Source organism: Streptomyces fuscichromogenes (assembly GCF_014645815.1).
Classification (GTDB): Bacteria; Actinomycetota; Actinomycetes; order Streptomycetales; family Streptomycetaceae; genus Streptomyces; species Streptomyces fuscichromogenes.
The window spans coordinates 469,634-482,641 of sequence record NZ_BMML01000006.1 but is presented as its reverse complement, the minus strand read 5'-3'; the positions used below and the strand labels follow the sequence as shown (position 1 = coordinate 482,641).

The window sequence follows — 13,008 nt, the reverse complement described above, 5'->3', positions numbered from 1 at the left end:
ACCCCATGACGACGACCCGCACACCGGACGCATCCGCCGCTCCCGTTCGCCGAGATCGATGTGGAAGCGGCGTCCGGGGGTCACGGCAGGGGCAGTTCCGTCCAGATGGTCTTTCCTTCGCCGGTGTAGCGGGTGCCCCACCGTTCGGTGAGCTGGGCGACGAGAAAGAGACCGCGCCCGCCCTCGTCCTCGCTCCTGGCGCGGCGCAGCCGGGGCAGCGTGCTGCTGCCGTCCGAGACCTCGCAGATGAGGGCGCGATCGCGGAGCAGCCGTAGCCGGATCGGGCCGACGGCGTGCCGGATGGCGTTGGTGACCAGCTCACTGGCGACCAGTTCGGTGGCGAAGGCCAGCTCGTCCAGCCCCCAGGCGGTGAGCTGGGCGGTGACCGCCGCACGGGAGCGGGAGACGACCGCCGGATCACTGGGCAGGTCCCACTGGGCGACCTGGTCGGAGCCCATCGCGCGGGTGCGGGCGACCAGCAGGGCGACGTCGTCGGCCGGCCGGGCCGGGAGCAGCGCGTCCAGGACCGCGTCGCAGGTGTCCTCCGGTTCCCGGTCGGCGCTTGCCAGGACGGCGCGGAGCTTGTGCAGGCCGGCGTCGATGTCACGGCACCGGTCCTCGACCAGACCGTCGGTGTAGAGAACCAGTTGGCTGCCCTCGGCCAGCTCCAGTTCGGCGGTCCCGAACGGCATGCCGCCGAGCCCCAGCGGCGGCCCCGAGGGCAGGTCCACGAACTCCACCGACCCGTCGGGTCCGACCACCGCGGGCTGGGGGTGCCCGGCACGGGCGAGGGTGCACCGCCGGGACACCGGGTCGTACACGGCGTACAGGCAGGTCGCGCCGACGATTCCGGGGTCCGGGTGACCGGGCTCCACCGACCATGGCTCAGCCGGGTCGAGGCCGCCGACCAGGTCGTCCAGCTGGGTGAGGAGCTCGTCGGGCTGCAGCTCCAGGGCGGAGAAGTTGTGCACGGCGGTGCGCAGCCGGCCCATGGTGGCGGCGGCGTGCAGACCGTGGCCGACCACGTCGCCGACGACGAGTGCCACCCGGGCGCCGGACAGCGGGATGATGTCGAACCAGTCGCCGCCCACTCCGGCCTGCGCGGGCAGATACCGGTAGGCGGCCTCGACGGCGTTCTGCTCCGGCCGCCCGCGGGGCAGCAGGCTGCGCTGCAGCGCCAGGGCGGTGTTGTGCTCACGCGTGTACCGGCGGGCGTTGTCGATACAGATCGCGGCCCGGCCGACCAGTTCCTGGGCCAGGGACAGGTCGTCGTCCTCGAAGGGGGCGGGTTTCTCGGAGCGGTAGAAGCTCGCCACGCCGAGGATCGTGCCGCGGGCCCGCAGGGGCACCGTGATCAGGGAGTGGATGCCCACCGAGAGCGCCCGGCCGAACCGTGCCGGTTCCTGGGCGATCCAGCCCTCGGCGTCGGCCAGGACGGGTTCGAGTACGGGTTGCCCGGTCTCCAGGCAGCGGGCCTGTGGGGTGGACGGCACGTACTGGACGGGGTCGCCGACGCCGTACACGGGCAGTTCCTCGCGCACGGTGCCCAGCGCGACCCGGCGCAGCGGCGTCTGTCCGCCGAGCGGCTCGGGCTCGTCACCGAGCAGCACGGAGTCGGGCAGGTCGACGACCACCAGATCGGCGAACCGGGGGACGGTCACCTCCGCCAGTTCCTCCGCGGTGCGGGTGACGTGCAGGGTGGTTCCGATGCACACGCTGGCGTCGTGCAGCAGTTCCAGACGCTTGCGGGCCAGCACGGCCAGCCTGCCGACGCCGGGCTCGCCGACGAGCAGCACCCAGCCGTCGGCCGAGCCGGAGTCACTGCCGTTCCCCTCGGTTCCGGCCCGGGGCCGGGGTTGCGGGCCGGCCACGGTGAGGGCGGGCGAAGCCGCTGCCGCCGACGGGGGCGGCCCGACCGCACGGGGGAGTACTCGGACGTGCCGCCTCGGCACCGGGGAGGGCGTCGCCGGCACGGCGGTCAGGGGCGTCGCGGTCAGCGCGGTCGGCCGCCCCGGCTCGGCCGGCGCGGTGAGTCCGACATGGCGCAGGCTCGGACCGCCCAGGAGCCGGACCTCGACGACCGCGCCCGTCTCACCTGCCGCTCCCGTGACCGCGTGGCGCAACAGCGTGGCTTCCCGCCCGCCGGAGAGGGCCACCGTGTCGAGGGTGCGCTGCGGTGTGGCGAGGAGCTCCTCGGCCTTCTCACGCAGCACGGCCAGGTCGATCCGGCCGAGGCGGCCGTGCTCGGGGCCGGAACTCGAGAGTGCGCGCGGGGAGTGCGGTGGCCGGTCACCGGAGCCGTCCGTGTCGCGGCAGGCCCGCCGATACGCGGCGAGCAGTGCCCGTTCCCGCTCCGTGGCCTGTTCCAGCAGCCGGGTCTCGATGTCGCGGGCGGCCTCCCGCACCAGTCGCAGCATGGCGGGGTCGCTGTCGCCGCGCAGACAGGTGAGGTCGAGGACCGCCTCGATGCGGCCGCTGAGGGGGTCGCGGATGGGCGCACCCGCGCAGCTGAACGGCTGCAGGCAGTCGGAGAAGTGCTCACGGCCGGCGAGATAGATCGGGCCCCGCCCGGCCAGTGCCGTGCCGACACCGTTGGTGCCCGCGACCCGCTCCGAGGCGTCGAAACCAGGGGCGAAGTTGATTTCGTCGAGGCGCTGGAGCAGCTGACGCCCACCGCCGTACCGCTGGACCATGCGGGCCTGCGCGTCACAGAGCGCGACGATCATGCTCATGTTGGAGAACGACGCGGTCAGATCCCTGAGCACCGGCTCGATCGCCCGCATGAGACGGTCGTCCAGCTCCAGGTCAGGGGTGTACGGCAGCAGCACGTCGTGCGGCTCGACCCCTTCTGACCTGCATCGCTTCCAGGATTCGAGGATCGGACCGCGTACGTCTCTTTCGACCTGCGCACCGGACAGAAAGCGCTCATGAGCGTCAACGAGTCCGCCGATGTGGTCCCAGGCCACCGACACCCTGCTCACTTCCCTTGCCTGGAGCCCCCGTGACCGGGTCACCGCCTGTCAGGCCGCTCCGGGGAGGCTCTCCCGCTCTAGGTCCATTATCGCGCGAAATGTGCGCTATCACATGAAAATCCCATGGGCGTCGTCGACAGAGGGTGCCCTGGGCCTCGGGCTCCGGCGCGGCGACGCCGAGCGGTACGGCTGCTGTGCGAGCCGCTGTCACCCGTTCAACCGGCATGTTGAATACATTCATATTGTGTCAGGTTCCATACCTTATCGGAGGCATGTCCGCATCGTCTTCGTCCGGGAGGAACCATGAAACAAGTCCTGCGCACCAGCCTCGCCGCCGTCGCCGCAACGCTGCTCATCGGCACCGCGACCGCGTTCACCGAGCCGAGCGACGCGACCACGGCAACGGTCGCACACCCGGCGAAGGCGGGGATCGCAAAGCTGAACACGGCCGTCAACCTGCCGAGCGGGGTATGGACCGACACCCCGCTCGAGATCACCCTCCCCAGGGCCGGGACCTACGCGCTCGACGCGGACGTCCGCGGACGCCTCGCGGGCACTCCGGCCATCAACACGTACATCACCGCGCGGCTGTGGAACGTCAACTCCGGCGCCGAGCTGCCGCAGAGCGAGCGGCTCGTGTACCAGATCATCAACCTGAACGCGGGCGACGCCACCGCCGGCGGCAACCAGACCGCACCGATCAGCGAGCTGATCAGAGTCGGCGGGCCGACAACGATCCGGCTGCAGGCCCGACGGGTCGACGCCGTCGGGGCCGCCGGCATCGCGCAGATCTACTCCGACAACTCTGGCTACACCTCGCTCCGCTACGAGCGGGTCGGCTTCTGACCGCATCCCCCTCGGAACGGTGTCGGCCGGCAACGTCCCCGGTAGCCGTCACGCCTCGGAAGCCGGGCCGCGCGGAGGGCAGGCATGCCTGGCCGAGGACACGTGCGCGTCGCTCGCGGGCTTCCTGTGGGTCCGGGTCCACCGATCGGTGGACGTGAAGTTCAACCCGACACCTCTGTCGACCGACTGCCGTGGCCAGCAACGCTGTTGGGCATGAAATCAATCACTGTGCGCATGGCGCGCTGGAGTGCTGGGCACCCCTGGCGGGCCATCGTCGGCTGGCTGGTGTTCGTGGTGCTGTGCCTGGGGACCGGCAGCGCCGTCGGCACGCACAGCGCGACGACGGCCGACTACCGGGTCGGCGAGGCCGGCCGGGCGGAGGCGATGGCCGCCGAGGGGCACCTGGAGCGGAGGCCCACCGAGCAGGTGCTGATCTCCGCTCGGACACCGTCAGTGCCTGTCGACCGGGCCGCGGCCGAGGCCGCCGCGAGCGATCTGACCGCCCGGATGCGGCGGCTGCCCGAGGTCGCGGGGGTGGCCCGCCCGCTGCTGTCCCGGGACCGGCGGATCCTGATGGTCGAAGTGGCGCTGAAGGGCGCGGAACTGGACGCGAAGGACAAGGTCGGCGCGCTGGTCGAGCAGACCCGGGCCGTGGGGAAGGCGTATCCCGGGCTGTTGCTGGAGGAGACCGGGAGTCCCTCCATCAGCAAGGGGGTCGACCGGCAGCGCGGCGACGACCTGGCGCTCTCGGAGAAGATCACGCTGCCCATCACCCTGATCACCCTGCTGGTCGTCTTCGGGTCCGTGACCATGGCGGGGGTGCCGCTGCTGCTCGCACTGTCGTCCATCGCGGCGGCCGTCGGGCTGTCGATGGTGGTGTCACACCTCTCCCCCGACGCCGGGGTCGGCACGAACGTCATCCTGATGATCGGCCTCGCGGTCGGCGTCGACTACACGCTCTTCTACCTCAAGCGGGAGCGGGAGGAGCGGGCCCGCGCGGGCGGCCGGCTGAGTTCCGGGGCGCTGGTGGAGCTGGCCGCGGCGACCTCCGGCCGGGCGGTGGTGATGTCCGGCCTCGCGGTCGTGGCCTCCACCGCGACGCTGTACCTCGCCGCCGACGTCATCTTCTCCTCGCTGGCCACCGGCACGATCGTGGTCGTCCTGGTCGCGGTGGTCAGTTCGCTGACGGCGCTGCCCGCGCTGCTGGTCAAGCTCGGGCAGCGGGAGGAGCGCAGGGCGCGGCGCCGCAGCGAAAGGGGAAAGCCCGCTCGCCGGACGCGGGACGACGACGCCGGCCGCGTGTGGGCCGCGCTGCTGCGGCCCGCGAGCAGGCACCCCCTGGCCACCCTGTGCGTCTCCGTTCTGGCCCTGCTCGCGCTCGTCACCCCGCTGGCCGGGCTGAGGATCACGGAGATGAGCCGGGACACGCACTCCCGGGACATCCCCGCCATGCGCGTGTACGACCGGCTCAACGAGGCGTTCCCGGACCAACGCGTCACGCACCAGGTCGTCGTACGGGCCGCCGCCGCGCGCTCCGGCCAGGTCGCCGCGGCGCTGCGTGAACTGGCCCGACGCGCCGACGCCGACCCGCTGTTCGCCGGCGCCTCGCGCGTCCGGACCTCCGCCGACCACCGGATCAGCACCCTCGAACTGAACGTGCCGTACCTGGGCAACTCCGCGCAGGCGTACGACTCCCTCGACCACCTGCGCCGGGACTACCTGCCCGCGACCGTGGGCCGGGTCGCGGGCGCGGAGTCCGCGGTGAGCGGCGACGTCGCCCGGTACACCGACTATCCCGCCCACCAGAACAGCAAACTCCCGCTGGTTCTGGGCGCGTTGCTGCTCGTGACCTTCGTGATGACCGGGTACGCGTTCCGGTCGGTGGTGCTGGGACTGATCGGCGTCGTGCTGAACCTGCTGTCCGCGGCGGCGGCGCTCGGACTGCTCGTCCTGGTCTTTCAGGGGTCCTGGGCCGAGGGGCTGCTGGACTTCCGCTCCACCGGCTCGATCGGATCGCGCGTACCGCTGTTCCTCTTCGTGATCCTCTTCGGGCTCTCGATGGACTACCAGGTGTTCGTGGTGAGCAGGATCCGGGAGGCGGTGCTCGCGGGCGTGCCGACGCGGCAGGCCGTGCTCGACGGGATCCGCCGGTCGGCGAGCGTGGTGACGAGCGCGGCGGTGATCATGACGACGGTCTTCGCGAGCTTCGTCTTCCTGCACATCATCGAGATGAAGCAGATCGGCTTCGTCCTCGCGGCTGCCGTGCTGCTCGACGCCTTCGTCGTCCGGATCATGGTCCTGCCGTCGGCGATGCTGCTGCTCGGGGACGTGAGCTGGTGGCCCTCGCGGGTGGCGGGACGAGCGGCGGGACGGACAGCGGGGCGGGCGGCGGCGGCCTCGGCCCAAATCGCCGACGGCCGATCGGCGGCCGACGTACGTTGATGGGCATGACCGCTCTCGCCGCGCCCCCGGCCGACGCCTTCTGGGCCACCTCGCTGCGCCGGTGGAACACGGTGTGCTGGGCGCTGTTCGGTGCGATGGCCGTCGGGCTGGTCACGACGGCTCCGGCCGACGGGAGCAAGTACCGGGCGCTCGCGCTGCTCGGCTGCGTGGTGCTGTGCTACGCGGTTCTCGACCGCTTCCCGGGGAATCCTGTCGTACGCCCGCAGGTCTACCTCTCGGTGCTCGTGCTCGCACTCGGCGGGCTGGCGTATCTGGGGAGCAGTTACGCGGCGCTGTTCATGGTGACGCTGCCGCACTACTGGATGTTCGGGCGTACTCCGAGGACCTCGATGGGGTTCCTCGGGTTCGCCACCGGAGCCACGCTGGCCGGGAGCCTGGTCCGGCAGGGCTGGTCGGCGGAGTTCTTCGGCGAGACGCTGGTGTCCACCCTGATCGTGGTCGCCGTGGGCGTGCTGATCGGCCTGTGGGCGCACTCGGTCGTCGCGCAGAGCACCGAACGGGCGCGTCTGATCGAGGAGTTGGAGCGGACGCAGGCACGGCTGTCCGAGGCTCACCAACGACAGGGCGCGGCGGACGAACGGGAACGCATCGCACGCGACATCCACGACACGCTCGCGCAGGGCTTCGCCTCGATCATCGTGCTCGCCGAGGCGGCGCGGGCGGGCATCGCCGAGGACCCGGCGCGCAGTGCCCAGCAGCTCCGGTCGATCGAGTTCACCGCCCGCGAGAACCTCACCGAGGCCCGGGAGCTGGTCGGTTCGGCGAGCCAGCCGGGTCCGGGCCGGGAGGCGGCCGGTTCGGTGGCGCGGACCCTGCGCCGCACGCTGGACCGCTTCGCGGAGGACACCGGGCTCACCGTGGACGCCGAGCTGACCGACCTCGCATGCGACCAGCAGACCCGGATCGCGCTGCTGCGCTGCACCCAGGAGTCCCTGGCCAACGTGCGCAAACACGCGGGCGCGTCCACGGTCGGGGTGGTGCTGGTCCGGCGTCCGTACGGGGTGGAACTGGAGATCACCGACGACGGCACCGGGTTCGTGGTGGCGGAGTCGACGGGCTTCGGGCTCGACGGCATGCGCAAACGACTGGCGGAACTGGGCGGGAGGCTCACGGTGACGAGTTCGGTGGGCGACGGGACACGGGTTCTGGCGACGATCCCCACGGCGGACGAGGGGGCGGCATGAGCGAGGTGGGCCTGCGCATCGTCGTGGTGGACGATCACACCGTGATGCGCGCCGGAGTCGTCGCCCTGCTCGCCGGCGAGAACAGCATCGAGATCGTCGGTGAGGCGGGCGACGGGCGGGCGGCGCTCGAACTGGTGGAACGGTACGACCCCGATGTCGCCCTGGTCGATCTGCGGATGCCCGTTCTGGACGGTGTGGCGACGACGGCCGAGATCGTCGCCAGGTATCCGCGTACCCGGGTCCTGATCCTGACGACGTACGACACGGACGCGGAGATCGAACGCGGGGTGGAGGCCGGTGCCATCGGCTACCTGCTCAAGGACACCACGCGCGAACAGCTCGTCGAGGCCGTCCGCGCGGCGGCACGCGGCGAGACGGTGCTCGCTCCCCGGGTCGCCGAGAAGCTGGTGGCGCGGCTGCGCCGGCCGGTCCAGGAACCGCTGACCGACCGTGAGACCGATGTCCTCGGCGCGGTGGCCGACGGCCTCACCAACGCCGAGATCGGCAGACGCCTGGTCATCGCCGAGGCCACGGTGAAGACGCATCTGCTGCGCCTGTTCGCCAAGCTCGACGTGAACGACCGTACGAGGGCGGTCGTGGTGGCGATGGAAAGAGGGCTCCTGCCGCGGCCCTGATCCGGATCCCCGATGCGGAGGTCCGCTTGAGGGCGGCTCGGCGCGCGGCCCTGGTCGCCGTCGTGCCGCGGCGGTGGGCACAGCCGGTCGTTGTCAGTGCCGGGTGGCATGATCCGCGACATGGATCTCCGCCTCGTTCTCACCGACCTCGACCACGTGGACTGGTCGGGGTTCGGCCATGCCTACGGCTCCGCCGAGGACGTCCCCGCGCTGCTGCGGGACCTCGCGTCCCCGGTGGAGGAGACCGCCGCGGAGGCGGAGCAGGAGTTGTGGAGCAGCATCGTCCATCAGGGCACGGTCTACTCGGCGACAGCGCCCGCGGTGCCCTTCCTGGCGCGACTCGTTGCCGGGGGCGTGCGCCGAAGTGCCTTGGTGGGGATGCTCGGTGTGATCGCCGGGAGCGCCGACGAGCGCGGTCTGCCGGTGCCCGGCGCGGCCCGTGACGCCGTTGTGGCACAGCTGGGGCTGCTCCTGCCGCTGCTCGCGGACAGTGATCGCGAGGTGCGCCGGACCACGGTGTGGGCGGTGGCCCAGTGCGGGTCTGCGGCCGGCCCCGACGCGCGTGCGGCGCTGCGGGCCCGCTGGGCGGCGGAGAGCGATCCGGCGCTACGCGCGGATGTGCTGACGGCCTGTGCGCTCCTGGATCCCGATGCGGCCGGGGAGCTGTGCTCCGCGGTGCTCGCCGGAGACGGGCCGGCGCCGGTTCGGGTCGCGGCGCTGCTGGTCACCGCCGACTTCGGCCTGCCGTGGGACGGGGAGACGACCGCGTGCGTCGCGAGACTGGTCCCGTTGGATCGGCACGGTTTCGGTGCTCTGTGGGAGCGGGAGCCGTTGCAGGCGATCGCCGATTCCCTGCACGCGCGCGGTGCGGCCGGCACCGCCATCGACGTGGTCGGTTCCGCGCTCGGGCGGGCCGTGGCGCTGCGGGTTCAGGGGAGCGAGCACGCGCAGGCCGCCGTCACCGAGGCGCGCTGGGCCGCCGAGTCCCTCGCCCGCCGCTCCCGGTCCGCCCCGGCCCGGCTGCTGCCCGCATTGCGTCCGCTGTTCGACGATCCGGCCACCGTGGCCGACGTGATCCCGCTGCTGCGTACCTGGAGTCAGCCGGCCCCGGAGGCGGTCCCGGCCCTGCTCGCCCTCGCGCAGGGCGATGGCGATCCGGCCGACGAGGCCCTCGCCGCGCTGGTGTGCCTGGGAGCCCCGGAGGCGGCCGGGCTGCTCGCCCGCCACCTGGCCGACCGGCCGCGTGCGCTGCAGGCCGCGTACCGACTCGCGACCGGTGAGACCCGGACGCCGAGTCCTGGCGACACGGCCGGCGAGGAGACGACGCCCCTGCCCTACGATCCCGACCTGCTCGACGCGATACGCGTCCGGCTCGCCGCCGAACCGTCCCGCGAGCGCGGATCGGTCTTCGGCGGCGGACTTGCCGCGACCAACGAGCCGGTCTACCTGGGCGGGCTGCTGGCCGCCTGGGGCCGGACGGCCAGAGCCGCCCTGCCGGAGCTGCTCGCCGCGCTGCCCCGTCATCCGCTGCCGGTCAGCCGCGCCCTGGCCGAGGTGGCCGATCCCCGGGCCGACGCCCACGTGATCGAGGCGCTGCGAGCCCAGGCCGGACAGGGGCCGGCGGCCACGCGTCAGGCGGCGGCAGGCGCGCTGCACTCCCTGACCGGTGACGCCGGCCCCCTGATCTGCGTGCTCTCCGAGCTGCTGGCCGAGCGAGGCAACAGCCTGGACCACACCGTCAGCGCGGTCGCCTCACTCGGGGAGGCGGCTCGTCCCTTGCTGCCGCTGCTGCACACACTGCTGGCGGAACCGCCGCGGTCGCGCGAGACCATGCCGATGATCAGGGCAGCGCTCGGGGCCGCGGCGCTGGTCCAGGAACTGACCGGGGACGAGCGGGCGGTGCTTCCGGTGATCAGGGAGGGCCTCGCCTGGGCCTCCCGGGCATGGGGCCAGGAGACGGTGAAACGCGCCGCCGAAGTCGCTCGCCTGCTCGGTCCCGCAGCCGAACCGCTCCTTTCCGACATCCTGCCGCTGCTGGACGATCCCGAACTCTCCCCTGCCCTCGTCACCGTTCTGACCAGCGTCTTTCCCCAGGCCGACCCACTTGCCGGGCTCGCCCGGACCACCCTGGCCGACCGTGTCCTCGCGGCGGCCGGGCCGGGCTCGTACGGGCGCTCCGCCTCGGCCGTGCTCACAGCCTGCGCCGCGCTCGGCCCGACGGCCTTCACCGGCGCTCAGCTCGACGTGATCCGCGACCTCGCGGACGGCGACCGGCGCATCGTGGGTGCCGGCCTCCAGGACCGGATCGTCCTCGACGACGAACACTTTCGCGCCGAGGCCCGGAAGGTCCTGCGGACACTGACCGCCGATCCCTCGATTCCGTAAGGGCTTTGGCCTACGCCTGTCGGTACACGCCCTGGTACGCCTGCCAACCCGAGGCGATCCTCGTGCGGGGCCCGAACGAGCCGGAGCCGTTCCCGGTGTTGCGCCACAGGCTGCCCGAGGTGTCGCGGGAGACGATGTCCGCTCTGCCGTCGCCGTCGCCCCGCGTGTTCGTGTCCTTCGCGTCGACGGGGGTCAGGGCGTCAGTGTGGTGCCGATCGACGGGTCTCTGGTGTTGCTGAGGAAGGGGGTCGAGGGGAGTCGGCCGTCCGGGCCTCGGCCGGCGGTGGGTGACGTGGGATCGGTGAGGTTCAGTGCCGCGGTCGTCCAGCCCTGTCGGTCCCAGGAGTTGGCCGTGTGCCTGGTCCGGGTGCCCAGCCAGTCGTCGGGGTGGTTGCCCAGAGCCAGGTCGCGTTGCAGGACCGCGGCGGAGGTGACGAAGGCGAACCCCGCGGCCCCGTTGCGGTAGGCGGTGTCGTTGGTCAGCCGGGGAGTTCCGGCGGCGCCCGTCTCGGTGAACCCGAAGCCGGCGTTGTCCCAGGCCGCGCTGTCCGAGACGACGGGGGCCACCTTCAGGCCGGCGTCACCGCCGAGCTTGAACCCGCTGCCCCCGGCGGAGAAGTCCGCGAGGCCCCAGCGGTCGACTCCGTTCCCGAACGCCCAGGTGCGGTCGATCGTCACCGAGCCGTCGAACCCGCTGAGGTCCAGCCCGTCGCCCGAGTTGTCGTAGGTCCGGCAGCCCAGGACGCGGTTTCCCGTGCCGGAACCGGCCGTGAATCTCACGCCGTCGACGTGTCCGCCGTTCGACCCGGACTCGTGGTTGTCGTAGAAGTCGCTGTCCTGGACCAGGTTGTCCTGGGTTCCCGCGCCCTGGAGGAGGAGACCGGTGCTTGCGTTGCCGTGCACGACGAGCCGGGCGAGCACGTCGTCGTGGCAGGAGTCGCAGACGAACGGGCGCCCGGCGGTGCCGTCGAGCTCCAGTCCCCGGACCGTGACGTGCCCGCCGCTCAGGACGAACAGTCCGGTACCCGACGGCAGCCTTGATCCGTCGAACACGGGGCGCTCGGCACGGTAGTTGCTCACGGTGATCCGGTGCCCCCGGGTGCCGGAGGCGGCCAGGGAGATCGTGGTTCCGGGGTGGTAGGTGCCGCCGCGGACGGCGACCGTCTGGCCCGGCCGGGCCCGGGAGACGGCCCGGGTGACCGTGGCGAACGGGCGGGCGAGGGTGCCCGGGGCGGTGTCGTCCCCGTCGGGTGCGACGTAGTAGTCGGCGGTGGCGACGCCGGAATAGGTGGCCGGCGAGGTCTTCGGGGTGGGGGACGGCGCGGTGCGGGCCGAGGGGGCGGCACCGGGCCGGCGCGGGGTGCCGTTCGTGGCGGCAGGGCTCCGCGCGGTGTCGGGGGCGGACGGTCCCGGCGGCAGGTGATGGATCGTCACTCCGGCCACGACGGCCAGCGTGACGCCGGCGCCGCCCGCCGCGGCCGCCGCCTTCACCGGGATCCGGCCCAGCGCGTGCCGGAAGGAGCTCAGCAGGGACGACACCAGGCCGCCGGCCGCGCCGTGCTGGGCGGCGAGGCCCGGGACGGCCGCCGCCAGCGCGGCCGGGACGGCCAGCGCGCCGATCCGGATCGGCAGGTCGTCGACCGAGTTCCAGGCGGCCGCCGCCGCCCCGCATCGCGGACAGTCCTTCACATGGCGGTCGAGCCTGGTCAGCAGCCGGCCGCCGGCCGTGGTTGCTGTGGCCGCCGTGGCTGCCCTGGCCGCCGTGCGCGACCGGTCCGTCCGGTGCCCGCCCGCCAAGGCGTCGAGACCGGCGCAGCGCGGGTCGGCCCGCCAGGCGGCGAGGACGCCGACGGCGACCGAGAGCCTGGCCTTCATCCGCTGGATGCGTACGGCGGTGTGCGGAGCGCTCAGGTCCAGCGCTTCGGCGACCTCGGCGCGGGTCAGCTGCCCTGCGGTCTCCTGCCACCACAGGGCCATGGTCCGGCGTTCCTCGTCGCTGAGCCAGCGGCCGGCTTCCAGCAGGTCGCCGCCCGCCTCCGCCAGTGCGCGGCGGTCGAGGGCGACGTCGGCGAAGGCGCGGGCGTCGTCGGGAATCCCGTCCGCGTCGGTCACGGGCCGGTGCCGGGCCAGCGCCGCCCTGCTGCGCCGTCCCTGCTCCTGCATCTGACGGATCGCTATGGACACCAGCCAGGACCGGAACCTCTCGGGTTCCCGCAGCAGGGGCAGCGCCCGCATCGCGCGCAGCATGGTCTCCTGGACGACGTCGTCGACGTCCGCGTGACCCTGCAGACCTCGTCCGACGACGTTGTAGACCAGGGGCAGGTACTCGCCGAACAGGGCCGCCCGTGCCCCGGGGTCGCCGGACCGGGCGGCCTCGACCAGGCCGGGTCCGGTCAGTTCGGCCCGGGACGGATCCTTGCGCAAAGCGCCCTCGCAGAATGATCTCGGGTGAAGGCGGTCATGATGGCATGGCCGCGTCGACCGGCCAAGCGGCCCGAGGGCGCGACATCCGGCGAAATCGAG

At 72.8% G+C, this 13,008-nt stretch carries 7 protein-coding genes; 5 read left to right on the top strand and 2 right to left on the bottom strand.

Features of this window, described 5'->3' with window-relative positions; genetic code table 11:
- Positions 1-80: 80 nt before the first annotated feature.
- Positions 81-2,981 (bottom strand): SpoIIE family protein phosphatase, encoded by a 2,901-nt coding sequence (locus IEZ11_RS16230; protein WP_189263427.1) that lies wholly within the window; start codon positions 2,979-2,981, stop codon positions 81-83.
- Between the two features lie 294 nt (positions 2,982-3,275).
- On the opposite strand from IEZ11_RS16230, the gene IEZ11_RS16225 reads away from it, so the two are divergent.
- The 5 genes from IEZ11_RS16225 to IEZ11_RS16205 all read left to right on the top strand — a co-directional run bounded on the left by IEZ11_RS16225 (position 3,276) and on the right by IEZ11_RS16205 (position 10,485).
- The gene (locus IEZ11_RS16225) at positions 3,276-3,818 is read left to right on the top strand and encodes a hypothetical protein (protein WP_189263426.1); all 543 of its coding nucleotides are present in this window, start codon (positions 3,276-3,278) and stop codon (positions 3,816-3,818) included.
- A gap of 213 nt (positions 3,819-4,031) precedes the next feature.
- Positions 4,032-6,260: an MMPL family transporter gene (locus IEZ11_RS16220; RefSeq protein WP_189263425.1), complete on the top strand. Its 2,229-nt coding sequence runs from the start codon at positions 4,032-4,034 to the stop codon at positions 6,258-6,260.
- Positions 6,261-6,265: 5 nt separating this feature from the next.
- Positions 6,266-7,465: a sensor histidine kinase gene (locus tag IEZ11_RS16215; RefSeq protein ID WP_189263424.1), complete on the top strand. Its 1,200-nt coding sequence runs from the start codon at positions 6,266-6,268 to the stop codon at positions 7,463-7,465.
- Complete coding sequence (locus tag IEZ11_RS16210; RefSeq protein WP_189263423.1) at positions 7,462-8,100, top strand: response regulator; 639 nt, start codon at positions 7,462-7,464, stop codon at positions 8,098-8,100. The genes IEZ11_RS16215 and IEZ11_RS16210 overlap by 4 nt, the downstream gene beginning before the upstream one ends.
- A gap of 120 nt (positions 8,101-8,220) precedes the next feature.
- A complete protein-coding gene (locus tag IEZ11_RS16205) occupies positions 8,221-10,485 on the top strand; it encodes a hypothetical protein (RefSeq protein WP_189263422.1) in 2,265 nt (754 codons plus the stop codon).
- Positions 10,486-10,677: 192 nt separating this feature from the next.
- Here the strand turns inward: IEZ11_RS16205 and IEZ11_RS51945 are convergent, their stop codons facing one another.
- Entirely contained in the window at positions 10,678-12,909 is a 2,232-nt protein-coding gene (locus tag IEZ11_RS51945) for a sigma-70 family RNA polymerase sigma factor (protein ID WP_189263421.1), read from the bottom strand.
- Between the last annotated feature and the right edge of the window lie 99 nt (positions 12,910-13,008).

Bases quoted from the DNA above. Each gene is read 5' to 3' on its own strand.
- IEZ11_RS16225 (WP_189263426.1), top strand. From the start codon at position 3,276: ATGAAACAAGTCCTGCGCACCAGCCTCGCCGCCGTCGCCGCAACGCTG.
- IEZ11_RS16220 (WP_189263425.1), top strand. From the start codon at position 4,032: ATGAAATCAATCACTGTGCGCATGGCGCGCTGGAGTGCTGGGCACCCC.
- IEZ11_RS16215 (WP_189263424.1), top strand. From the start codon at position 6,266: ATGACCGCTCTCGCCGCGCCCCCGGCCGACGCCTTCTGGGCCACCTCG.
- IEZ11_RS16210 (WP_189263423.1), top strand. From the start codon at position 7,462: ATGAGCGAGGTGGGCCTGCGCATCGTCGTGGTGGACGATCACACCGTG.
- IEZ11_RS16205 (WP_189263422.1), top strand. From the start codon at position 8,221: ATGGATCTCCGCCTCGTTCTCACCGACCTCGACCACGTGGACTGGTCG.